The 25,735-nt window shown below is 40.6% G+C and carries 16 protein-coding genes; 6 read left to right on the forward strand and 10 right to left on the reverse strand.

Translation table 11 applies throughout. The features are described 5' to 3' along the window. Window position 1 precedes the first annotated feature (1 nt). From GR929_RS11940 to GR929_RS11950, 3 genes are all read right to left on the reverse strand, one after another. The gene (locus GR929_RS11940; RefSeq protein WP_159520095.1) at window positions 2–1,375 is read right to left on the reverse strand and encodes an SO_0444 family Cu/Zn efflux transporter; all 1,374 of its coding nucleotides are present in this window, start codon (window positions 1,373–1,375) and stop codon (window positions 2–4) included. 170 nt (window positions 1,376–1,545) lie between these two features. Next, window positions 1,546–2,958 (reverse strand): NfeD family protein, encoded by a 1,413-nt coding sequence (locus tag GR929_RS11945; RefSeq protein ID WP_159520097.1) that lies wholly within the window; start codon window positions 2,956–2,958, stop codon window positions 1,546–1,548. Between the two features lie 74 nt (window positions 2,959–3,032). Beyond that, on the reverse strand, window positions 3,033–3,497 hold the full coding sequence (locus GR929_RS11950) for a lipocalin family protein (protein ID WP_201300988.1): 465 nt from the start codon (window positions 3,495–3,497) through the stop codon (window positions 3,033–3,035). 218 nt (window positions 3,498–3,715) lie between these two features. Here GR929_RS11950 and purB point away from each other — a divergent pair, with 218 nt between their 5' ends. The 3 genes from purB (at window position 3,716) to GR929_RS11965 (ending at window position 7,814) form a co-directional block, all read left to right on the forward strand. After that, window positions 3,716–5,062 carry an adenylosuccinate lyase gene (gene purB / locus GR929_RS11955; protein WP_159520100.1) on the forward strand — a complete coding sequence of 449 codons (1,347 nt, stop codon included), beginning with the start codon at window positions 3,716–3,718 and terminating at the stop codon, window positions 5,060–5,062. Window positions 5,063–5,094: 32 nt separating this feature from the next. Next, entirely contained in the window at window positions 5,095–6,918 is a 1,824-nt protein-coding gene (locus GR929_RS11960) for an ABC transporter ATP-binding protein (protein ID WP_159520102.1), read from the forward strand. A gap of 68 nt (window positions 6,919–6,986) precedes the next feature. Then, a complete protein-coding gene (locus GR929_RS11965; protein WP_159520104.1) occupies window positions 6,987–7,814 on the forward strand; it encodes an alpha/beta hydrolase in 828 nt (275 codons plus the stop codon). Between the two features lie 374 nt (window positions 7,815–8,188). Here GR929_RS11965 and GR929_RS11970 read toward each other — a convergent pair whose 3' ends face one another. From GR929_RS11970 to GR929_RS12000, 7 genes are all read right to left on the reverse strand, one after another. Beyond that, complete coding sequence (locus tag GR929_RS11970) at window positions 8,189–9,832, reverse strand: IS1182 family transposase (protein ID WP_201300989.1); 1,644 nt, start codon at window positions 9,830–9,832, stop codon at window positions 8,189–8,191. A gap of 148 nt (window positions 9,833–9,980) precedes the next feature. Continuing rightward, the gene (locus GR929_RS11975) at window positions 9,981–11,171 is read right to left on the reverse strand and encodes an ammonium transporter (RefSeq protein WP_235934318.1); all 1,191 of its coding nucleotides are present in this window, start codon (window positions 11,169–11,171) and stop codon (window positions 9,981–9,983) included. A gap of 66 nt (window positions 11,172–11,237) precedes the next feature. Continuing rightward, entirely contained in the window at window positions 11,238–11,594 is a 357-nt protein-coding gene (locus tag GR929_RS11980; RefSeq protein WP_159520108.1) for a P-II family nitrogen regulator, read from the reverse strand. 19 nt (window positions 11,595–11,613) lie between these two features. Beyond that, window positions 11,614–12,315, reverse strand: coding sequence for a hypothetical protein (locus GR929_RS11985; protein ID WP_159520110.1), 702 nt, complete (start codon window positions 12,313–12,315; stop codon window positions 11,614–11,616). Between the two features lie 430 nt (window positions 12,316–12,745). Beyond that, window positions 12,746–14,377 (reverse strand): ArnT family glycosyltransferase, encoded by a 1,632-nt coding sequence (locus tag GR929_RS11990; RefSeq protein ID WP_159520112.1) that lies wholly within the window; start codon window positions 14,375–14,377, stop codon window positions 12,746–12,748. A gap of 18 nt (window positions 14,378–14,395) precedes the next feature. Further along, the gene (locus GR929_RS11995) at window positions 14,396–16,060 is read right to left on the reverse strand and encodes an ArnT family glycosyltransferase (RefSeq protein ID WP_159520114.1); all 1,665 of its coding nucleotides are present in this window, start codon (window positions 16,058–16,060) and stop codon (window positions 14,396–14,398) included. Window positions 16,061–16,066: 6 nt separating this feature from the next. Then, a complete protein-coding gene (locus GR929_RS12000) occupies window positions 16,067–17,692 on the reverse strand; it encodes an ArnT family glycosyltransferase (protein WP_159520116.1) in 1,626 nt (541 codons plus the stop codon). 206 nt (window positions 17,693–17,898) lie between these two features. On the opposite strand from GR929_RS12000, the gene argH reads away from it, so the two are divergent. From argH to GR929_RS12015, 3 genes are all read left to right on the forward strand, one after another. Then, the gene (gene argH / locus GR929_RS12005) at window positions 17,899–19,230 is read left to right on the forward strand and encodes an argininosuccinate lyase (protein WP_159520117.1); all 1,332 of its coding nucleotides are present in this window, start codon (window positions 17,899–17,901) and stop codon (window positions 19,228–19,230) included. Between the two features lie 326 nt (window positions 19,231–19,556). Next, the gene (gene gltB / locus GR929_RS12010; protein WP_235934319.1) at window positions 19,557–24,149 is read left to right on the forward strand and encodes a glutamate synthase large subunit; all 4,593 of its coding nucleotides are present in this window, start codon (window positions 19,557–19,559) and stop codon (window positions 24,147–24,149) included. A 21-nt stretch (window positions 24,150–24,170) separates the two neighbouring features. Further along, complete coding sequence (locus GR929_RS12015) at window positions 24,171–25,658, forward strand: glutamate synthase subunit beta (RefSeq protein ID WP_159520119.1); 1,488 nt, start codon at window positions 24,171–24,173, stop codon at window positions 25,656–25,658. Window positions 25,659–25,735: the final 77 nt, after the last annotated feature.

Raw genomic sequence — 25,735 nt, forward strand, 5'->3', positions numbered from 1 at the left:
TTTACACTTCACCTTTAAATTGATAGCCAATCTCATTAATCGTCTTCTCAATTTCTTTGAGATCAATATTGTTGCCTTTTACCTTTACTGTCGACGTGTTTTTATCGGCAAATACTTCGTCTATGCCGCTTAGTTTCGATAAGTTTTTAGTGACGCTGGCCTCACAATGAGAGCAGGTCATTCCTTCAACTTTCATAGTTTTTAAATTCATTTTGTCTGTTGTTTTCGATTTTTCAAAGCGTTCGTAAAAGTAACCAAATATGAGTGAGCTTATTAGCAATATCGATGAGGAAATTTGAAGCCATTTGGGTAGCATTTCATGCTCTCCATCGCCATGAATGTGTACAATCTGATTCATGAAAAGATCAGTTGGCAGTAACCAATTCGTTAGCTGCCCAAACAAAATTGCTCCGCCAATGATTGTTCCCAGATATATGATTAGAGATTTCCTTCCCATGGTATTTCCGATCACAGTCATTGTGGCCACGTTGGTTGCCGGACCCGCCATCAGGAAAACTAAAGCTGCTCCCGGCGAAACGCCTTTCATTAGAAGAACCGCAGCAATGGGGATTGAACCGGTTGCACAAATGTATATTGGAACCGATGCAGCCAGAATAATCAGTATTTCCAAAATTCCCCATCCTTGAAATGAGCTGAAGAAATCATCAGGCAAAATCACTGAAATTAACGCTGCTGCCAAAAATCCAATGATTAACCATTTGGCAATGTCTTGTAATAATTCAATAAAAGCGTAATGGCTTGCACGAATCACTGCATTGCCTTTGGGTTTTGGTTTGTCGTCGCATCCGCAAGAATCATCATCGCATGTTTTGGCGGATTCACTTTTCGAATTCGTTGAAGATAGAATACTTGCTTTCGGTTGACTTGTGGATGATGTGTCCATTGTGAACCCTCCGGCAAATGCAGCTTTCGGGGTCTCTTTGGGTGTTGGTTTTTCTTTAACCAACCAATTCGTTAAAATTCCTCCAACTATTCCGGTTACAAAAGCAACAATAGGTCGGAGAATGGCAAACGGCCAGCCGAGCATGGAGTAGGTGGCAAAGATTGAATCGACCCCTGTTTGCGGTGTTGATATTAAAAAGGAGTTAGTGGCTCCTTTTGATGCTCCATTTCTGAAAAATGAAATACCTGTTGGAATGACTCCGCATGAGCATAATGGCATTGGAATGCCTATCAACGAAGCATTTAATGCTGATTTAGTTGTTGGCTTCCCCATGTATTTTTGTACTTTCTCGTCAGGAAAAAAGACCTTTAACAATCCGGCAAAAACCAACCCCAGGATCAACCAAGGAGCCATTTCATTCAACAAATAAATTAATTCGGCAAAATAATTAACTAAAAATTCTTTCATCATTTTCCTTCCTCTTTCGAAAAACAAAATTAGAACTCTTTCAGCATTAAATGAAATAACAGTATAAAAAATTTAAATATCTACATATTTGTTAATCTATACTGTTGACACTGGGGTTTGTTTGCACGCTTACCTCGAGCGGATAATTTGTAAATCGAATTGATAAGCAGTTGCTAGTTGTCCTCAGTTTTTTCAACATATAACTGGGCCGCTTCGTCCCGTATAACTACGATTTTCTCTTCGCGGTCAATCACCCCCTGAATAGAAACAGCATCATAAATTTTATTGTCAATTTTCACTTTTCCTGAAGGGCGAAGTACGGTAAAAGCCACACCCTCTTTGCCTGTGAGTGTTTTCTGATTGTCCACACCCACATACCCTTCATTCTTATCCTGAATGGTATTTAGAGAAAGGTTTTTGAAAGCACCAGAGTTGGCAGTGAAAATCTTTTTGCTGATAACGAGACTGAGTAGAAATCCTCCGAAAAGTGCAACAATGACGGTTGTTAAAGCGGTTAGTATTTTATCAGGTTGTACGGCTTCAAAGTCGAAATTAATATTGTCGACCAAGCTTAAAACTAGTCCGGTAAAGCTGAGTGTGATGCCAAGCAGTCCGGCCACTCCAAAGCCGGGAATCACAAAAATCTCCAGAGCGATTAAAATGAGTCCGACGACAAAAATCAATATTTCCCAGTTGGCTGCAAGCCCTTCAAGATATAGTGGAGCAAAGTAGGCAAAAGCGGCTGCTACAGCAATTATTAGCGGAAATCCGATACCCGGAGTTTGCATTTCAAAATATATGCCGCCTAAAATAATCATAATGAGTAAACCCGAAACCATTGGGTTAACCAGAATACCGATGAATTTTTCCAATGCACTTGGTTTGTATTCAATTAGTTCGTATTCTGTTATTCCTATTTGTTCCAACACTTCGGGGACGTTCTCGGCAATGCCTTCACAAAAACCATGTTCCATTGCTTCGGAAGGTGTGAAGGTGAGCACTTTACCCGTGTCGATAATTCCGGAAATGTACACCCGTTCGTCAACCATGGCTTCGGCAATTTTAGGATCGCGAAACCAACGGAAGGTGGTGTCTTGCCCACTGATGATGGTATCTCCGCCATGTGATTCGGCTGTTGCGCGCATGGTGGAGCGCATGTAAGATTGATATTTGTCGGGCATTTGCTCCCCGGTTTGGTTCACCACCGTTGCAGCACCAATCGATCCGCCGGGGCGCATGTAAATGCTATCACAGGCAATTGAAATTAAAGCGCCGGCGCTCGCTGCATTGTTGTCGATAAATATATAAACCGGAAGTCTGCTATTCAAAATTTTTGTCCGAATCGAGTCAGCGTCCAGTACCGTTCCACCATAGGTATTCATATGAATCAGAATTAAATCGGCTTTCAAACTATCTGCTTCTTGAAAAGCTTGTTTGGTTTGACGCCAAATGGCGGGAGCTATATTTTCTTTGATGTTGAACTTGTAAACAAGTTGTTTGGGGCTGCCTGGTTCTGATTTTTGGGCAAAAGTTGTAAAAATGACGGCGAATAATAGGATGGCAGCCAGTTTAAATCCTGATTTCATTTTAATGGTTTTTGTGTTGTACTTTCCAAAGTTAAGCTTTTACTGGTTACTTCACTATCTAAATTTATAGTGCCTTATTCTTTTTTCTGCTTAACCTTGATTAACTCTGACGTGTCATATCCTCGGGCTTGTGCTTGTTGAACAAGCATGTCATATGTTTTTTCTTCTAGTTGAGGAGTTCTACTTAATATCCATAAATACTTGGGCGTTGAACTTCCCACCAGTGCGTATTGGTAGTCGTCATCTAATTCCAAAATATTGTATTCAGAATAGAAGAAGAGAAAGAAACTAACCTTTAGCTTCCCGGGCTCTTCCGGATTCGGAATTTTAGCTTTTCCTGTTGCTTCTTTAAACTTGCCGTCAAACGTGTTTTTATATCCAGCATTAATGACTTCTAATTTGCCATCATCCCGGAGTTTATAGGTTGCTGTTACGCCGATTAAATCTTTTTCAAATCGATTGGGCAGACGTGCTATTTCATACCAGGTGCCCATGTAACGTTCAATGTCGAGATGCTGCACGGTTGTTTTATCGATCATACTTTTAGGGGATTGACAATTTATAAATAGAAAAGCGAGAGCCGCAATGAATGGGAAGATTCGTACTGTCATAATTAATTTAAAGAATGTTTTAACGACTGATTTAAAAGTAATCAATTTTGAATCATTCTTAAAATGTTACGAAACTAAATCCATCGGTTTCCGGATAATTGTCAGTAAAAATATTTGCTACCTTTGTGGCTCGAAAAATTAAAATCATGGAACTGAATTTATTGACTGCTATTACGCCCATTGATGGTCGCTATCGATCAAAAGTTGAAAATCTGCAAAATTATTTTTCAGAATACGCCCTGATCAAATACCGGGTTCAGGTGGAGGTTGAATATTTTATTGCCTTGTGTGAGTTGCCATTGCCTCAGTTGACTGAATTTGATAACAGCTTATTTGAAAAGCTTCGTCAAGTGGTGGCTGACTTTTCAGTGGAAGATGCACAACGGGTGAAGGATATTGAAAAGGTGACCAACCATGATGTAAAGGCAGTTGAATATTTCTTAAAAGAAGAATTTGATAAGTTGGGAATTCAAGCGTACAAAGAATTTATTCATTTTGGACTGACCTCTCAAGACATTAATAATACAGCGGTTCCAAAATCGATCCAAGATGCATTGGATCAGGAATACTATCCGAGTATCAATGATTTGGTAACAACATTGGATGAACTGGCGACGGAATGGAAAGATGTTTCCATGCTGGCAAAAACGCATGGTCAACCTGCTTCTCCTACAAACCTGGGGAAAGAAATTCGTGTTTTTTCTGAGCGCTTAAAGGTTCAGTTGGAGCAGTTGAAATCGATTAGCTGCGATGCCAAATTTGGTGGTGCTACCGGAAACTTCAATGCGCATCATATTGCATATCCAGAAATCAGCTGGAAAGCTTTTGGAAACCACTTCCTGAAAAATTACCTGGGATTGGAACGTGCGCAATACACCACGCAAATAGCAAATTACGATAATCATGCTGCTATTTTTGATGCGTTGAAACGGATCAATACTATAATTCTGGATTTGGATCGTGATATGTGGACCTACATTTCGATGGATTATTTCAAGCAAAAAATTAAGAAAGGTGAAGTTGGTTCATCGGCAATGCCGCATAAAGTTAATCCGATTGATTTTGAAAACTCGGAAGGTAATCTGGGAATTGCCAACGCACTGCTCGAGCATTTGTCGGTTAAATTACCGGTTTCGCGTTTGCAGCGCGACTTAACAGATTCAACGGTTTTAAGGACAATTGGAATGCCTTTGGGGCACTCGTTAATTTCAATCAGTTCAACCATGAAAGGCTTGGGTAAATTGTTGCTGAATAAAGATGCGATTGATGCTGATTTGGAGAAAAACTGGGCCGTGGTTGCCGAGGCCATTCAAACCATTTTACGCCGTGAAGCTTATCCAAATCCATACGAAGCATTGAGAAATTTGACCCGTACCAACAAAAAAATGAGTCAGGAAGTAATACATGAGTTCATCGACACGTTGGAGATTAGTGATGAGTTAAAGACTCAATTAAAGACAATTACGCCACATAGTTACACCGGTATTTTTTAGGATAACCGGCAACCAAAAATAGTCATCAAAGTATGAAAGACCTTTACGGGTTACTCAAACGGTTTACTCCACCTTACAAAGGGAAGGTGATTCTGAATATTCTTTTTAATTTTCTTGGCGCCTTGTTCGGGGCTTTTTCCTTTGCACTGCTTATTCCTGCGCTCGGAATTCTGTTTAATACTCAGGAATTGGTAACTCAAAGGCCTGTTGTTGAGTCATTCAGTATCGAAAAGATGACCGAGTTGTTTAGTTACTTCATCAGCCAGGTTGTTATCTCATCAGGTAGCGAACGTGCATTAATTTATATCGGGCTGTTTATTGTTTTAATGGTTTTTCTGAAAGTAGGATTTACTTATGCTGCCAGCTTCGTTATGGTTTATCTGCGTAACGGAGTGGTGCGCGATATTCGGGCACAGATGTATCAGAAAATCCTGGAGTTGCCATTGGGCTTCTTCTCTGACGAGCGCAAGGGAGATATCATTGCACGAATGACGGGTGATGTGCAGGAAGTTGAGAATTCGGTGATGAATTCTCTGGAAATGCTTTTCAAAAACCCGTTTATCATTCTTATTTCTCTTTTGGCGATGATCTACATGAGTTGGTCGCTCACGCTTTTTGTATTTGTGCTGCTGCCGATTGCCGGTTTTGTTATTGGTCGCGTTGGTAAAAGCCTGAAGAAGAGAAGTATGAGGGGGCAAGATAAAATGGGTGATATTTTGTCGATCACAGAAGAAGACATCTCCGGCTTACGTGTGATTAAAGCTTTCAATGCCGAGAAGAAAGCTTACGATCGATTCAGCCGGGAGAATGAATCCTATTTGCAGATCATGAACAAGTTGATGTGGCGTAGGTTTCTGGCTCATCCAATGAGCGAGCTGCTCGGAACAACTGTTATTATTATTGTTCTGTGGTATGGAGGAGCTTTGGTGTTGAAAAATGAAAGTTCCTTGTCGGCAGAAGCGTTTATTGGCTACCTTGTTTTCTTCTATAATATAATTAATCCTGCAAAGGCATTCTCTACAGCGCTTTATAGTGTCGAAAAAGGCTTGGCATCGATGAATCGGATTGATCGGATTTTAGGTCAGGAGAATACCATCAAGGATAAGCCTGATTCTGTTGAAAAAAAGGACTTTAAAGATAAGATTGAGTTTCGCGAAGTGAGCTTCAAATACGTCAACGAGAAGGTGCTGAAACGGGTCACTCTCGGCGTGAATAAAGGCCAGACTATTGCGTTGGTTGGTCAGTCCGGATCCGGAAAAACGACATTGGTTGATTTGTTGCCTCGTTTTTGGGATGTTTCCGAAGGAGGGATTTTTATTGACGGAACTGATATTCGCGATATCAAATTACACGATTTGCGTAACTTGATGGGGAATGTCAATCAAGAGCCCATTTTGTTTAATGACTCGTTTTATAATAATATTGCCTTTGGAGTTGATCACGTCACCGACGCGGATGTTGTTAATGCTGCGAAAATCGCAAATGCACACGAGTTTATTTCGGCTACCGAAAATGGCTACCATACCAATATTGGTGATCGGGGTGATAAGTTGTCAGGAGGCCAGAAACAACGGATTTCTATCGCACGGGCCATTCTTAAAAATCCACCAATCTTAATACTCGACGAAGCAACTTCTGCCTTAGATACAGAGTCGGAAAAACTGGTACAGGAAGCTTTGGAGAACCTGATGAAAAACAGAACTTCGCTGGTAATTGCCCATCGCCTGTCAACCATTAAAAACGCCGATGTTATTTGCGTGCTTCATAAAGGACAGATCGTTGAAAAGGGAACTCATCAGGAGTTGATTGAGTTAAAAGGCCGATATCACAAACTACACCAAATGCAAGTGTTCTAATCCGAACAGATTTCAAATTCAGCTTAAAGTTGTATCTTCAAATTCGTAAATCACTAAATCTATTTTTTATGAATTTGAAGTTTAGTTTTCTAGTCATTAGTTTCTTTTTTGTCGCTTCGTTCTACACCGCGAGCGGACAAGAAAAAGTGTCCTATAAACTGATAGAGTCTATTCAGTACAGGGAGGATACTGTGCTTTCTGATTATATGAAAGAGCGTTGCCGCTTGGATTTATACTACCCGGAAGGCAAAACTGATTTTACAACGATCGTTTGGTTTCATGGTGGAGGAATAACCGGAGGTGAAAAGTTTATTCCCGAAGAATGGAAGAATAAGGGGTTAGCTGTTGTAGCCGTCAATTACCGTTTAAGTCCAAAAGTTAAGTGTCCGGCCTATATTGAAGATGCAGCTGCCGCAGTTGCCTGGGTGTTTAATCATATTGAAGAGTACGGTGGCGCTGTTGATGAAATTGTGGTCTCCGGTCATTCCGCCGGCGGATATTTGACAAGCATGGTGGGTTTGGATAAACGGTATTTGGATAGGTTTGAAATTGATGCAGATCAGATCGCAGCATTAGTTCCCTTTAGTGGACATACAATTACCCATTTTACAATTCGTTCAGAACGAGGTATTCCCGGAACGCGTCCTATTGTCGATGAGTATGCACCTTTATTTCATGTTCGAAATGATGCTCCGCCGCTTTTTTTAATTACCGGTGGCCGTGAGCTGGAAATGTTAGGTCGTTATGAAGAAAACGCTTACATGTATCGGATGATGAAGGTTGTTGGTCATCCGGAGACTTATTTGTACGAACTTGATGGTTTTAATCATGGAGGCATGGCAAAGCCAGCGTTTGAGCTGACCTTGAGTGTTTTAAATGAATTGAATTTGAACTGATATTTCCTTGTTGAAGGATAGATGAAGCTGACATTTTTATAGATGTCAGCTTTTTTGCTTTAGGATCTTTTAATAAAGGTCATGCAATCAAGATAAATTCAGGGTTTGGGAGTTTAGATTCATTACGAAGTAAAAAGGAGTTGTTCTTTTATATCGGATGCGGCATTCAAGTTTTTCAATTTGATGCAAGGGTGCTGTAGTGGTTTGGAAGGTGTGAAGGAAATGTGACTGTGTGGCGTCCCAAAATAATTTGCGCCTCTATTATAGGAGGCCCATTTGTTGCGCATTTTGAAGACACGAAAAGTCTGTAAATTGAAAAGGAGGGTGTCCAAAATTGGTACATCCTCTTTTTTTCTTTGCCCCAAAATTTAATATCAGTATTTTTGATTTTGCTCCAAAAAAACCAGATTTAGGTCGTTATTCCCGCAAACAAGGTTAAAATGGATTTTAAAATGCCTTATTGCAGCTAAAATTATTGTTTGGATGGCATTTTGAGCCTCTTTCCTTGCCCATTTATTTATATTCATTGCTATGGCTAACAAGCCAAATTCAAGGCTTACACCCTGCATGCCCCTTAATTTAAATCGATTGAAGCCTTTGTTATACTTAGCCTGGCCAAATACAGCTTCAGGTTCTATTGGCCGCTTGCTTCTGTGCTCAAGCCCCTTTTCACTTTTTAATTTGTCCCTGGCTATTTTTTTTAGTTCTCTTAGTCGGTGGTTTATCTCTATCGACCTGTTGCCTTTTCCTTTAAAACATTTGCTGCGCATTTGGCAGCCCTTGCAGCTTTTTGCCCTGTACTTTCGGACCGTACTGGTAAAACCATGTTTGTTGGTTTTTTGATATTCTGCAATAAAGCACATATGTTGCCCCATTGGACAAACAAAATAATCTTCTTCTTCATTGTGGTACAGGTTTTCTACTTTCGATGGATCTTTCTTGAACTTCTTCTTTTGCCCGGCATGGAACATATTGAACTTCACATAATGATCAATTTCATTTTTCTCAAGGTATTCATAGTTTTCTTCACTCCCATAACCTGCGTCTGCTACAATTTCGATTGACTGTTTGCCGTATTGGTCTTTGAACTTTTCAAGATAATCAATTAAGGTGCGTGTATCGGTTGGGTTTTGATAAATACCATAATATGTAATGAATTGGTTTTCTGTGCTTATTTGCACATTGTAAGCCGGTTTTAACTGACCGTTTCTCATGTGGTCATCTTTCATTCGCATGAAAGTTGCATCCTTATCGGTCTTTGACATGGAGTTCCTGTTTTTACCGATATCATCCAGCTTTTGTTCATATTCTTCCAGCTTAGTGATGTACTCTTTTTCAAGCTTGGTCAGAAGTTTTTTTTTATCCTTTTTCTTACAGGTATTGGATTGGTTTATTGCCCTGACTTTTTCTTTCAGTTTTTCTGCATTTAATTCCACAGGGGCCTCTTCTGTATTACGGGTATCATTTTGTATCCCTTCCTCAATTTGTCCCAGGATATCCCGGATTTTTACTTCAAGGTTTGATTTGTAACGTTCAATAGACTTCCTCCAAACAAACGAATATCGGTTTGAAGCGCTTTCAATTTTTGTCCCATCGATGTATTGTACATCCAAACTTACATATCCCAATTCAACCAACATGGTTACAACTTGAACAAACAACTGATTAATATGCCCCTTTAAGCGTTTGCCCCGAAAGTCGTTGATGCAACTATGTTTTGGGAATTGCTTGCCTGAAAGCCACATAAAATGAATGTTTTCGTTTAAGGCTGATTCCATTTTCCTGCAAGAAAAAATATTACTCAGATAACTAAAGAAAATGACCTTCAATAACATTCGGGGATGATATCCATTGCAACCTCCACTTTTATAGCTCTTCAGGATTGGGGTAATATCCAAATCATCAACTATATTGTTAACCAACCGAACCGGTGCAGATTCAGGGATAAATTCATCCAGACGGCTTGGAAATAAATCGACTTGATTTTGATTATAAGGTTTGAATCTCACTGTTTTCATACCTTTAAGATACTAAATATCAGCAAGTTGTCAAAACAACTACAGTGGCTAAACCCCTGTTGTTCAGCATATTGAATCATTAAAAAAAGGGCATCCGTTTTTGGACACCCTCTTGAGAAAGCTACAGACTTAAAGGCTGAAGAAATTATTAATTGTAGGCACTTTCTCCATGTTCATATACGTCAAGTCCTTCTTCTTCGATGCGTTTTGAAACGCGAAGTATGTTGGCCTTTTTCAAGATTGTGAACAAGATAAATCCACATCCTGCAGACCAAACAAAGAAGGCTAATACTCCTATTGCTTGAATACCTAATAAGCTAGCACCGTTTCCGTAGAACAATCCTTCTGAAGTAGAGAATAAACCTACTGCTAATGTACCTAATGCTCCACTCACTCCGTGAACAGAGATGGCACCAACAGGGTCGTCAATTTTCAATACTTGGTCGAAGAATTCAACAGCAAATGGTAATACAAATCCTGCCATAATTCCAATCAATACTGCACCCATTGGGTCAACAGCATCACAACCGGCTGTAATGGCAACTAAACCAGCCAAAGCACCGTTCAGTGAGATTGATAGGGCAGGACGCTTATAACGAGCCCATGCTACTAGCATTGCAGTAACTGCACCTGCAGCTGCCGCTAAGTTTGTGGTCACAGCAATATGACCGATCGCTACAGCATTTTCTGTTCCGGCAGCAGCTAATTGAGATCCAGGGTTAAATCCGAACCAACCGAACCAAAGGATAAATACACCAAGTGCACCTAAAGCCAGGTTGTGTCCCGGAATCGCTTTCGCTTTTCCGTCTTTTCCATATTTACCAATACGTGGTCCAATGATTGCAGCACCCGCTAAACCTACCCATGCACCAACTGAGTGTACAATAGATGATCCGGCAAAGTCATGGAAACCCATTTCGCTTAACCATCCACCACCCCAGGTCCAGTGACCAGAAATTGGGTATATTAATACTGTAATTACAATACTAAAGATGAGGTATGATTTGAATTCCGTACGTTCAGCCATCGCTCCTGATACAATTGTAGCAGCAGTTGCGGCAAAAACAGTTTGGAAGAATAAGTCAGCATAATCTGAATAATTATCACCAAAACCTTCGCTCATGAAGAATAGGTCGGGAGTTCCAATGAATCCGCCTATTGAGTCTCCATACATTAAGGTAAATCCGATAATCCAGTATAATAAAGAACCGATTGAAAAGTCCATCAAGTTTTTCATCAGGATGTTTGCCGTGTTTTTAGAGCGGGTAAAACCGGCCTCTACCATTGCAAATCCTGGCTGCATAAACATCACCATAAAAGCGGCGATCAATAACCACATGTTATCTATGCCTATCTGTAGGCCTTGTAAAGTTTCGTCCATGATATATCTAATTTTTTATGGTTATTATTCTTCTTTTCCTTTGATGAACAATGACTCATCGCCAAACTCTCCTGTGCGTATGCGGTAAGACTCTTCGATGTTTGAAATGAATATCTTTCCGTCCCCGATTTCACCTGATCTACCGGCTTTCATAATTGCCAATACCGTCTTTTCCACATTTTTATCCCGTACAATAATTGAGAGGATTGTTCTTTCAATCGTACCAGTGTCGTAAATCACACCACGATAAGCGCGCTCTTGTCTTGTCTGCCCAACTCCCCGAACGTCCCAAAAGGAGAAGAATTCGATACCAGCTTCATGAAGTGCGTCAGTTACTTCATCAAACTTGGTTTTTCTAATAATTGCTTCAATCTTTTTCATCTCGTTAGAAAATTTTAAATTATAATGAAAGGCCTACTGTAATGAAGAATCCTCCAGTTGAAGGGTTAAGAATTACTGATCCTGAAACCGGAAGAGAGAAACTCTCTGTCAATTTTACTTCTTTTGAAGTGCCAACACCAACATTGCATACTGTGAAGTCTCCATCTGCTGTGTACTGGCCATCTCCAGCTCCTAAGAATACGTCAAACGAAGAAAACGCATAAGCAGCTTCCAAATAGGTGTCATCAATTCCATCACCAGTCATGTAAGCGGCAGTAAATCCAAAATCTCCTAAAGCTAATCCAAGACTAGGTTCGAAAAAGTGCATGTCACCATCTGTCCAGTCACCACCGAAATAGTAGTCAGTTACAGTAATAGAAACCGGACCGAAATCATATCCCACATACAAGTCCATTTCATAACCTTCTGCCGATGGTATGTCAACGTAACCATTACCATCAGCATCGATCATTACAGCTGCGGAACCTGAAGCACCACCGGTAGAAACCGATCCCCATGCGCCTAAAGCAAAACCACCAGTGCTGAATTCCACCCAAGGTTGAAATGCTGGTCCGCTACCGAACTTTGCACCACGCCAAATGTAACTTGAGTAGATGTCTACTCCTGTGTCGAAAGATGAAGATGCTTCATCTTGTGCTTGTACGTTAAAAGCAAATGTACTCGCCAATACAAAAACTAAAAGTGTAAGTGTCTTTTTCATGATTCTAAAAATTAAAGGGTTTTAACTAAACTTTTTTAATAATCTTTTTTTCTTGTGTCTTGCTTTAACGTGTGATCTTTTAAAAATGCTCTTTTTTTAAATGGGCCCCCATTATTTTCTTATCTCCGGTTCAAAAGTAGAGATATTTTCGATCGAGGGGTGAAAAAAGCGGGGGTTCAAAATCAAATTAATAGTTAATTAACATTGAAACCCCTGTTTTACAAGGGGGTTTGCTATAAGGAAATGGAGTTTTTGTGGAAATATGTCAGAAATAGGAGGGGTGTTACATCAAAAAGTTCGTTTTTGAGTAAAAAGCAAGCTGTAAAACAAGAAAAATGTCAAAAAGAGATAAAATAGTTTTAAAGAAAACTAAAAAGATATATTTCGCACGTAAAAGTAGAATATAGTCAAGTTATATTAGACAAGTGTGCTATTTTGTTTTGACCAAGTATGTTGTTCCAAGAGAACGTTCCCTGCTTGAAGGTAAAATGAATTGGATACCCGTTCGGTAAACCCCCCGATGCTTAAATTGATAGATTGTATCAATCGTTGTATTCAGTTTTTTGATGTCGTTTAAACCTTCTCCGTAGCAAAATATCCAGGCGTCAGGTTTTGTAACTGCAATTTTGAGTTCTATAGTATCTTCTATAAGCTCTGCTCCATCTCTTCCGTAAAAGAATAATTCGAATTGTTCGTAATCGTAATTGAATAGCTGCGCTTGTTGAGGTGCCTCTTCGTTAAACTTACGGGTTGCAACAATCGATGATTGGTACTGAAAGATATAGGGGAGGATGTGGGTATTAATGAAGAAGCTAAGTAAGGTGATGATCAGCATTGATGGGGCAAATAATCGAATAAAGCCATCTTTTTTTGTGCTGTATATATAATACGTCATTGCAAGAGCAGGAATAACAATTAGCCAGTAGCCGACTTTTGCTAATGGAAAGAGGTAAGTGATAAACAACAATAAGCAAATCCACAGCACGACAACTACTGATGCCTGCAAACGAAAGACAATTTTATAGATCAAGGTATTCTGATCAGATAAAAGTCGGTTGAGCCACTTTGCGAGCAATACGGTTAATAGTGGCATGACAATTAAAATATAATTGGGCGACTTGCCTTTGGCTATCGATAGAATGATAAAAAAGAACCAGATACCTCCGTGTAAAAAATAGTCAGCAGGAAGTGCCTGTTTTTTCAGGAGGCTTTTCATTTCTAAAAAAACAGCAATAAATAATACAAAGCCCCAGGGCGCAAACAGGTATAAAAGTGTATGCAGGTAGAAAAAATAATCGGTGTTTGCTCTGGCGACGTAAGTTCCGGCAATTCGTCCAAAGTTATTTGTCCAGAAAAAGAATTCCAGACCTTCCAATCCTAGCTGGTTGTATAGCCCGTAAAAGGCGGGAATGGCAGTCGTGAAAGTAATAGCCAGACCCAGGAACCATTTGGGATGAATCAGTTGTTTGTATTTACGATTAAAAACCAGGTAGAATATTACCGCTGTAGCCGGAACAAAAACACCAATCGGTCCTTTCGTCATCATAGATAGTCCCACTCCTGCAAATCCGAGTATGAAATTGAGTGTCTTCTTATTTTTCAAATATTCATAGAGATGCCAGAGAGCAAAAGCCATGTTTGATAGCAAAACAATATCGGTGTGCACATCAACACTGTAGAGGTAATATATTTCGGAAAAAGCTAGTAGAAGAGCCGCTATTTGTCCGGTTCGTTTATCGTACATGCTGGTTCCAAGCTTGTAAACACAAAAAATACCGAAGAACCCATATAAAACCGGGAAAAATTTAAAGCTGAAGTTGCTGACTCCAAATAGGTAATACCCTAAGGTTGACAACCAAAACAAAAATGGAGGTTTTTCTTTATACGGATCATCATGGATTGAGAGATTGAAGTAATCGCCTGAATGGAAGATATTTTTAGCAATTGCTCCATATTTAGCGGCGTCGCCCGCAATGTCTACAAATAATCCTACAAAATAAACAACTGCAGCAAAAACTGCCAGAAGAAGATAAATTTGTCGATTTTTTGTATTTGTAAACATGGAGTACGTTTTGTCGGTTTATTGAATCTGAATTGGGAGAACTTGTCCGCGGTTGCGTTCAATCGTTTGTGTAAATATTGAAAAGTTTTGTTCTGTTTCCAGCGTTTCTTTTGCAATTTTATATTCCATGTTCATTTCTTCACCAGGCTGTAGTTCTGCTTTTTCGGTAAAGTTATATAATGGAATACGGTCAATCTCTTTTCCGTTTTGTGAGTATCCAATCGATGGTTCAGAAGGGTGGTTGAGAAAAATCGTTTTGTCTGAGTGGTTTTTAAGATTCAGTGACGCAATAAACAAGGTTGGCGTTTCTTTGATTTTATCAAGCCTTAATTCTAACTTTTTGATCGATTGAAAATCAGGACTAATTGCCGTGGTAACTTTTTTCCCATTTGGTAATTCAACGAGGTGGTCATTCAACATGCGGTCAGGGATAACAACAAATAGCGTATCGCCTTCGCCGTAGGCTTCATCATTCCATAAATCAAATTGAGAATAACGATAACCCGGTGTTGCTAATAGAATTGCTTTTTCTCCGGTGTAAAACTGATACATTCCCGGTGATGCCCAATTGCTGAAGAACGCAACTTTGTAGCCATTGGCCATTTCCTGTATTTTTTCTGATGTTGCTTCCCGGTTATAAAAGGCTAGTTTTAGCATTCCCACATTGGGAATAAAATTAGCTGCCAGGTAAAACCGGAATAGGAAAAAAACAACAACAATGGGGAGAGCCAGCCGCTTGAACCACATTTTCGTTTTTGGATGGTTTACAATGATCGGATAAGCAGCCAACATTAGTAAGGGAGTGATGGCACTTGTCCAATGTGCTTCAATTCGGTTGTAAAAACTTAACAACAACAGCACGCTGTAAAATCCGATAATGGTAAAAATAATTGCCCTTCGGAAAAAATTGCCATTTAGTTTAAACTTCCGGAGACTGTAAAAAATAATTACACCGGTTAATGGCCCTGCAACTAACAGTTGGTTGATGATGTTGTCGCCAAAATATTTTAATTGCACCGGCTTTGATCGGTCGGATAAATGGTATTTAAAGGTTGGGAAATGATTGTCAATTTGCCAGATAATATGGGGAAGTAGCAGCAGTGTCGCTCCAACAAGAGTTCCCCAAAAGTATTTACTCTTCAGTAGTTTTAGGTTCGATAAAACTACTAAGCCTAAAACCAGAAAGGCATGATATTTACTGTAAATCATGGCGGCTGCTAAAAGCGCGAGCAGTGTTGAGTGCTTCCAGGATGGTTCTTCTAAAAAACGCCTGTAGGTGAGAAAGAATAAGAGTGTAAAACAAACCAGTGGGGCATCGGGTAATGCCAGAAAACCGGCAATATGTGTATGGAATAGGGGAAACGACAGCATGAAGATGCTCAGAAAGACCAAGTCTTTTTTTTCGTTCAGCTCATTCATGATTAATGCAGCTGTAAACGTTGTTAGCAGAACGGAAAACAGTCGTGCTCCAAGCTCATTGTGAAAAAGCGAGTCGCCCAGAAAAATTAAAAAGGCTGACATCGGTGGATGATCAAAAAAGCCCCAGTCCAAATGTTGGGAATACAGCCAATAATACGACTCATCGGCATGCATCTCAGTAAAAAATGACTGGATGAGGTTGATTGCCAGCCAGCCAGCCAATAATAGGTAATGTTTTTTCTCCAGGTTGTTTAGTAATTTCATGCCTGCTTATTTCAGTTTGACCAGGTAGAGCGGTTTTAACACTTTTTCGCGCTTACTGGGTAGTATGAATTTTCCTCCTTCGTGAAGGTAAAGGTGCTTAAACTCCATTATAGTATCAACTTGGGCATCGAGCCTATTTAAATCGTTTATGCCCGCTTTGTCGGTAAAAATCCAGGCGTTTTTTTCGCGGGCTATTGGTTTTAGCTGTTCGTAGCTCTTTATTTGTTTGGCTTCGGGGTCGCTATAGAAAAACAGTTCGTATTGCCCATAGTGGTAGTTGTATAAATTTTCTCCTTCATTTGCGTGCTCATTGTAGTAACGGGCTGCTTTCGGAGGAGCCTGGTGTTTAAACATAAAAGGGAATGCGGATGCATTCAGGTATAACATTAAAGCGGAAACTGCGATAATTGAAGGTAATAACAAGCGTGCAGCTTTATCTTTTATTTTTTGGTAAACGAAAAGGGTTAGTGTTAAAAATGAAAGCCAAAGGATCCAGAAGACTGGGTTTCGGGAAGGGAAAAAGTAAATCGTCAATCCCAAAATTATTGTCCACAACAATCCGGTTACAATATTCTGAATAATGAAAAACCGCCTGAATAATTTTTCTTTACTAACGAGGGCCTCATTGATCCATTTTGCTGTTAAAACTGCTATTAGCGGAAATAGAATAAACATGTAATTTGGAAGTTTACTGCGTGACGCGGAAATAATCAGGAAGAAAATCCAAATTCCAGCTGTGGTGTAATACTCGTGAGCTTTAAATTTATTTCTGAATAACTGCTGAAATTCGAGAAAAGCCGCAGTAAAAAACAACAGGGACCAGGGCAAAAACAGATAGGCCAGGTTGTGAATGTAAAAAAGATAGTCGGTATTGTTGGCGCTAACATATTCGCCGGTCATTCGTCCGACGTTATTTCCCCAGAAGAAAAATTCAATGCCTCCCCAGCCAAATTGGTTGTACAAACCAACAAGAGCCGGACTTGCGACAATCAATGCAACGAGAATTCCCAGATACCAGCGGTAATCTAATAAGGATTTGAAGTTTCGACTGAGCAAAAGATGACCGCCAACGGCAAATCCGGGGATCGCCATTCCAATCGGACCTTTAGACAGCATCGCCAATCCAATTCCCACAAATCCCCAGAAACAATTGATTGTTCTTTTCGATTTAATAAATTCATAAAGCTGCCAAAGCGCAAAAGCTACAAAAGCTTGCAATGGCGTGTCTGTATGGATGTCCATACTGTAGAGACTGTAAATTACCGAGAAAAATAGCAGGCAGGCTGCAATGATGCCTGTGTTTTTGTTGTATAAGCTTCGGCCCAGTTTGTAGGTCGAGAAGATGCCAAAGAGTATCAGCAGGAAAACCGGAAGCTTAAACCAGAAGTTGGAAATCCCGCCAATGTGAAATCCCAGAGCTCCAAGCCAGAAAAGCATTGGTGGTTTTTGATCGTACGGATCTCCATGAACGGTCAGGTTGATGTAGTTGCCATGTTGAACAATTTCTTTGGCAACGGTGGCATATTTCCCGGCATCTCGGGTGAAATCAATAAAAAAGCCAAAAAAATAACTGACCAAAGCGGTCAGTGTCATCAATATGAAAATGCGTCTAAGTAGTTTGTTATCAAGCATAATGCCTTTGTTGTTTCTTTAATCAGGAGCTTTAATAATTGAAATGTAAAGTTGGCATTTTTTTTATTATAAGTAAAGGATTTCTTTTCGAAGGATGGTGTAAAACTATAATGTTTCCAAAATCAGTATATTTGGGCAAAATTTTAGTCGAAACGAGAATTTATTCTACCTCAAATGCGGTAGTTCAACGATAAAAGATATTTAAAATGAAACTTTGGGACAAGGGCGTATCTGTAAACAAATTGATTGAAGAATTTACCGTTGGTCAGGATCGGGAACTGGATCTTTATTTGGCTAAGTTCGATATTTTGGGGTCGATGGCACATACCACCATGCTTCAAAAAATTGGATTGCTGGAGAAAGACGAGCTTAATAAGCTGTTGGTCGAGATGAAAAACATATACAACTTGGTTGAATCCGGCAATTTTACAATTGAAGATGGTATAGAGGATGTGCATTCGCAAGTGGAGTCTATGCTCACGGAGAAGTTGGGAGACGTTGGTAAAAAAATTCACAGCGGGCGCTCTCGCAACGACCAGGTTTTGCTGGATTTGAAGTTGTTTGCCCGGGAAGAAATTCGCCGGTTGGTTGAAGCCGGAAATGAATTGTTTGCGACACTCATGACGCAGGCCGAAAAAAATAAAGAACAACTTATGCCCGGGTATACGCATTTACAAGTTGCCATGCCGTCGTCGTTTGGCCTGTGGTTTAGTGCATATGCCGAAAGCTTGGTCGATGATTTTACACTTTTGCAGGCTGCATTCAAAATTACCAATCAAAACCCTTTGGGTTCTGCTGCCGGCTACGGTTCTTCTTTTCCGTTGGATAGGCAGATGACAACTGATTTGTTGGGATTTGATACAATGAACTACAATGTCGTTTATGCGCAGATGGGACGAGGGAAAATGGAAAAAACAGTCGCTTTTGCAATTTCGTCGATTGCTGCTACCTTGTCCAAACTCGCTTTTGATGTGTGTTTGTTTATGAGCCAGAATTTTGGTTTTGTTACTCTTCCTGATGAGTTGACAACCGGCTCGAGCATTATGCCGCATAAAAAGAATCCAGATGTATTTGAGTTGATTCGTTCGCATTGTAATAAGTTGCAAGCGCTCCCAAATCAAATCACCTTGATGGTAAATAATCTGCCAAGTGGTTATTTCCGCGATTTGCAAATCGTGAAAGAGGTTTTTCTTCCGGCTTTCGAAGAGATGATGAGTTGTATTAAGATTGCCAATTTTGCATTGGGCGAAATGACAATCAAGGAAAATATATTGAATGACGAGAAGTATCGGTACGTGTTTAGCGTTGAGGATGTTAACCGTTTAGTGCAAGCGGGTGTTCCATTTCGGGATGCTTATGTGAAAGTTGGGAAGCAAATTCAGAAAAATGAATATCAACCTAGTAAGGAAGTTAATCACACCCATGCCGGAAGTGTCGGAAATTTGTGCTTGGATGAAATTCAATTAAAAATGGATCAAGTGATTCATTCATTTCAGTTTGAAAAAATGAATTCTGCTATTGAAAGACTGTTAAAATAGTATGCGACTGTTAATTAAACGTTATTTCTAAAAAGAGGACAGGTAGGGGTGAGTTTTGTCATGTTTTTGTCAAGTGTGGTGAGTTCCACTCATTTACGAAAAGCAAACCAGAAAGTAAAGGTTTTTTAACATGTTGTCGAGCATGCAATGTGGCTCGAAAAATTGGATGTTATTACATTTATCCTTATTTTCGCTTTCACTTCATAAGTATTTTGTGGGTTTTGCTTAATAATTTAAAGTAGTTCGAAATTACTTCAGACTACTAATGTTGTGTCTTGTTGCGAAGTCGGGAAGACAGTGGGTGATAAAAAATTAAAAATGAATAAATGATGCAGTTAGGATTTCCAAAAGAAAAGGGCTTATACCGCTCTGAATTTGAACACGGGAGCTGCGGCATTGGATTTGTAGCCAATTTGAAAGGCCGAAAAAAGCACAGTGTAATCTCTGATGCTTTATCCATGCTTGCAAGGATGGAACATAGAGGGGGAACCGGGTTTGATATAAAAAGTGGTGACGGAGCTGGAACGTTGATCCAGATTCCTCATGAACTATTTATGGAAGAATGTCCTAAAGATGGTATTAAACTACCTACTTTTGGCAAATATGGCGTGGCCATGATTTTCTTCCCTAAAGAAGACCGAAAACGATCTGAATGTAAAGATATAATCTCTCGTAACCTTCATAAATTTGGTTTGCCATATTTGGGTTACCGTAAGGTTCCGGTTGATAACGCTGATCTTGGAGTTGATTCGAAAGCAACCGAACCCAATATTCAGCAACTGTTTATTGGAAAACCTGAGGACATGTCGGGCGAAGAATTCGACCGTAAATTATTTGTCTTCAGGAAATATACTGAGCGATTGTCGCGAGAGTCAGTTGCGGGACTGGGACACGACGGGATGAATATCATCTCTTGCTCGTATAAAACAATTATCTATAAAGGACAATTAACTACCGAGCAGGTTTCGTTGTATTTTAAAGATTTAACCAATCCGTTGGCAGTAAGTGCTATTGCATTGGTTCACTCACGTTTTTCTACCAATACTTTTCCTTCCTGGAAATTAGCTCAACCGTTCCGCTACATCGCGCACAATGGTGAGATTAATACGAACAAAGGGAATGTGAACTGGATGCGTGCCCGTGAAGCGCTGCTGGAATGTACTGCATTTACACGCGAAGAATTGGAAATGATTTTCCCAATTTGTGATTTGCAGGCATCGGATAGTGCCAACCTTGATATGGCTATTGAAATGTTGGTGCTGAGTGGAAGATCTCTTCCTCATGTATTGATGATGTTAATTCCTGAGGCATGGCAAAACGATCCGCATATGGATCCTAAAAAGAAAGAATTTTACGAATATTATTCGGCCATGATGGAGCCCTGGGATGGACCGGCTTCGGTTTGTTTTACTGATGGGGTATTAGTTGGAGCTACACTCGACCGTAATGGATTGCGTCCATCTCGTTACTGTGTAACAGATGATGATACGCTGATCATGGCATCAGAAACTGGTGTAATTGACGTTGATCATTCAAAGGTTAAATCTCGTGGCCGTTTGCAGCCGGGAAAAATGTTTGTTGCTGATTTGGAGCAAGGCCGCATCGTGTCTGATGAAGAAGTTAAAGCTGAAATTATCAGTAGCAAACCTTATGGCGATTGGTTGAAGGAAAACATGACTTACATTGATGATCTTCCATCGATTCCTGATTTGGAATTGAAAGATCCTGATGAGAAAACTGTTTTCAAAAGACAAAAAGCCTATGGTTTTACTCACGAAGACATTGAAGTGATTTTGAAGCCGATGGCGGCAACCGGAAAAGAAGCGATGGGATCAATGGGAGCTGATAATCCATTAGCCGTTTTGTCTGATCGTCCGATGCATCTGTTCAACTACTTCAAACAATTATTTGCACAGGTAACTAATCCACCAATTGATCCAATTCGTGAGCGAATTGTAATGGATTTGAGAAGCTACGTTGGTGGGTTTAAAAATATATTGACAGAGTCTCCGGAACACTGTCGCAGGATTGCGATTCATCAGCCGGTATTGACTAACGAACAACTGGTTAAGCTTACCTATGTTGATCATACGCATTTCCAAACCAAAAAAATTAGTACTGTTTTCCATGCTGATGGAAAGCCGGGAACCTTGGAACGGAAGTTAGAGCGTTTGTGTGGCTATGTGGAGGATGCGATTGATGAAGGATATTCAATTATTTTGTTGACTGACTTCTCGATAAGTACCGATCATGCGCCAATTCCCTCAATTTTGGCAGCCTCGGCAGTTCATCATCACTTAATCCGCACCGGAAAACGTGGTAAGGCTGATATCATCATGGAAACTGGCGATGTAAAGGAAGTACATGACTTTGCAGTGCTGTTGGGCTATGGCGTTTCTGCCGTTAACCCTTACATGGCAATTGATTCCATTAAGCAAATGGTGAAAGATGGTGTTCTTGGTGATATTGAACAGGCGAAAGCCATCAGCAACTATGTAAAAGCAATTGGTGGTGGCTTGTTGAAAATTTTCTCAAAAATGGGAATTTCAACATTGGCATCGTACCAAGGAGCTCAGATTTTTGAAATCCTGGGTATCAATTCCGAAGTGGTCGATAAGTATTTCACAGGTACCGTTAGCCGTATTCAAGGATTGAGCTTGGATGACATCGCTAAGGAAGCCATGATGCGTCATCGAAAAGGGTTCCCTACCCGTGAGGGAGGAGCGAAAGTTTTGGAGCCCGGAGGTGAGTACCACTGGAGAGTCGATGGTGAGCGTCACTTGTTGAGTCCAAAAGCAATTCAACTGTTGCAAGAGGCTACTCGTAAAAATGATTTCGAGAAATATAAAAAATATTGTCAGCTTGTTGATGACCAAACAAAAGCTGCGTTTACCCTGCGTGGGTTGATGGAATTTAACAGCGACCGTGAACCGATTTCGATTGATGAGGTTGAACCGGCTAAAAATATTTTGAAACGTTTTGCCACCGGGGCAATGTCTTTCGGTTCTATTTCGTGGGAAGCACATACAACACTGGCAATCGCAATGAACCGAATCGGTTCTAAATCGAACTCGGGCGAGGGTGGCGAAGACCCAATTCGTTACACGAAACTTCCAAACGGCGATGATATGTGTTCTGCTACGAAGCAGGTTGCATCAGGTCGTTTTGGAGTGAACAGCTACTACTTGAGTACGGCTAAAGAAATCCAGATTAAAATGGCTCAGGGAGCTAAGCCAGGTGAAGGTGGTCATTTGCCAGGACATAAAGTAAATGGATGGATTGGGCGCGTAAGAAACTCGACTCCTGGAGTCGGATTAATTTCTCCTCCACCACATCACGATATCTACTCAATTGAAGATTTAGCACAGTTAATCTATGACTTAAAAAACAGTAATAGAGATGCACGTGTCAACGTGAAGTTGGTTTCTGAAACAGGAGTTGGAACAGTTGCTGCCGGGGTTTGTAAAGCCAAAGCTGATGCGGTATTGATCTCTGGATATGACGGAGGTACTGGTGCATCTCCATTAAGCTCTATTAAACATGCCGGATTACCATGGGAGCTTGGTTTGTCGGAAACACACCAAACGCTGGTTCGCAACCGCTTACGTAACCGTATCGTCGTTCAATCTGACGGACAGATGAAAACATCTCGAGATTTGGCTATAGCGACATTACTGGGAGCTGAAGAGTGGGGTGTTGCAACTGCAGCGCTTGTTGTTGAAGGATGTATCATGATGCGTAAGTGTCATAGCAATACCTGTCCGGTTGGCGTTGCAACACAAAACGAAGCTTTACGTAAGAAATTTACTGGAAATCCTGATCACGTAGTAAACTACTTCGAATTTTTGGTTAATGGTCTCCGTGAGATTATGGCTGAGTTAGGATTCAGGTCAATTGAGGAAATGGTTGGACAGTCTCAGGTATTGAAATTCAAAGATGATATTGATCACTGGAAATACAAGGGATTAGATTTAAGTCCGATTTTATATAAAGAGACATTTGGCGAAGAACAAGGTCTATTCTGCAGCAAAGAACAAAACCATTTGATGGATGAAATCCTTGACTGGAAATTTGTTGAAAAAGCTCAGGAATCCATCAAGAATGGCAAAAAGGTTAAAGCTGAGTTCCCGGTAATCAATACCGATAGGAGTGTGGGAACAGTACTTTCACATGAAGTAACCAAAGTTTATAAAGGTGAAGGATTACCGGATGGGACAATTCACTACAAAATGAACGGTTCAGCCGGACAGTCATTCGGTGCTTTTGTTTGCAAGGGTATTGAATTAGAAGTTGAAGGTGATGCCAATGACTATTTTGGAAAAGGACTTTCCGGTGGTCATTTGACTATTTATCCGGCAAAAGGGGTGCAGTTTATCCCTGAACAAAACATCATCGTCGGTAATGTGTGTTTCTATGGAGCCACCGGAGGTAAAGCCTATATTCGTGGAGTTGCTGGAGAGCGTTTCTGCGTGCGTAACTCAGGAGCCGAGGTTGTAGTTGAAGGAATTGGAGATCATGGTTGTGAATACATGACTGGAGGTAAAACTGTTGTTCTTGGAAAAACAGGACGGAACTTCGGAGCTGGTATGTCAGGAGGTATTGCTTATGTATTAGATGCTGACGGCACTTTCCCTGAGTTGTGTAACATGGAAATGATTGAACTTAATCGGGTGGAAGATGAGAACGAACAACAAGAACTGAAAGAGATGATCGAAAAGCATCTTGAGAAAACAGGTTCTTCTGTTGCCGAATTTATTCTTTCCGACTGGAAGTATTCTGTTTCGAAGTTTGTAAAAGTTATTCCAACTGACTACAAACGGATGCTCACCTACATCGATAAAGCGCGTAGTTTAGGTAAGTATGAAAAAGAATCTGATATAATTGATGCAGCATTTGATATGCATATTGCTGACATGTAATGATGATTATAAAGAGATAACATGGGAAAGCTAACAGGATTTTTAGAATATAGAAGAGTTGCTAATCCAACTCGACCAATTGACGAACGTTTAAAGGATTGGAATGAGGTTTATGTGCTTCGCGATAAAGATACTTGCGAAACACAGGGAGCTCGTTGTATGGATTGCGGTGTGCCATTTTGCCATCGTGGCGAGATGTTGCACAATGGAGCTTCGGGGTGTCCGGTTTATAACCTGATACCTGAGTGGAATGACTTAATTTATAAAGGTCGTTGGAAAGAGGCTTTGGATCGACTTCACCATACCAATAACTTCCCGGAGTTTACAGGACGAGTTTGTCCTGCGCCGTGCGAAGCAGGATGTGTGCTGGGAATTAATGAACCTGCTGTAACGATCCACGACAACGAACGAACCATTATCGACAATGGTTTTGAAAATGGCTGGGTAGTTCCGGAACCTCCTGAAACAAGAACCGGGAAAAAAGTTGCTGTTGTTGGATCAGGCCCCGCCGGATTGGCTGCTGCAGCTCAGTTGAATAAAGCAGGACATACGGTAACTGTATTTGAACGTGACGATCGAATTGGTGGTTTGCTGATGTACGGTATTCCGAATATGAAGCTGGACAAGAAAGAAGTTGTTCAACGTCGGGTAGATGTACTTGCAGCGGAAGGCATCATCTTTAAAACGAATGTTGAAATCGGTAAAGACGTCAGCTCTAAAAAGCTGATGAAAGATTTTGATGCTGTTGTATTGGCTTGCGGTGCTACTAAGCCAAGAGATCTTCCGGTGGAAGGTCGTAAATTGGATGGCGTTCATTTTGCGATGGAATTTTTGTCAAAAAACACAAAGAGTCTGCTTGACTCAGAGTTGGCGGACGGAGAGTACATTTCGGCAGAAGGTAAAAACGTTATCGTAATTGGTGGAGGTGATACCGGTACCGACTGTGTGGCCACCTCTTTGCGTCACGGATGTAAAAATGTGAAGCAGTTCGAGATTATGCCCAAACCTCCGGGCGAGCGCAATAAAGATGCTAACCCTTGGCCTGAATGGCCCGGTTCGCTGAAGATTGACTATGGACAGCATGAAGCCATCTATAAGCAGGGAGAAGATCCTCGTGAATATTCGGTGATGACCAAGAAATTTGAAGGCGAAAATGGTAAGCTAACCGCAATTCATACTGTGCAGATCGAGTGGGCTGTAAACGACGAGGGTGGCCGATACCCAAAAGAAATACCCGGAACAGAACGTAGACTGGAAGCTGACTTAGTGTTGCTTGCAATGGGGTTCTTGGGACCTGAAGATAAAATTGCCGAAGAGCTGGAGTTAGAGCGTGATTTTCGTTCAAACTACAAAGCGGATTATGGCAAATTTGCTACCAGTATCAAGAAAGTTTTTGCTGCAGGAGATTCACGTCGCGGACAATCGCTGGTTGTTTGGGCCATTAACGAAGGACGTGCTGCGGCACGCGAAGTTGACCTGTTCTTGATGGGAGACACTGTGCTTCCGTAAGCGGACAAAAGACGTAATTATTATAATCTTCTATTTACAAGCGAGGCTCTGTGAATCACAGAGCCTCGCTTCTTTCT

The organism is Sunxiuqinia indica (assembly GCF_009847015.1).
Taxonomy (GTDB): domain Bacteria; phylum Bacteroidota; class Bacteroidia; order Bacteroidales; family Prolixibacteraceae; genus Sunxiuqinia; species Sunxiuqinia indica.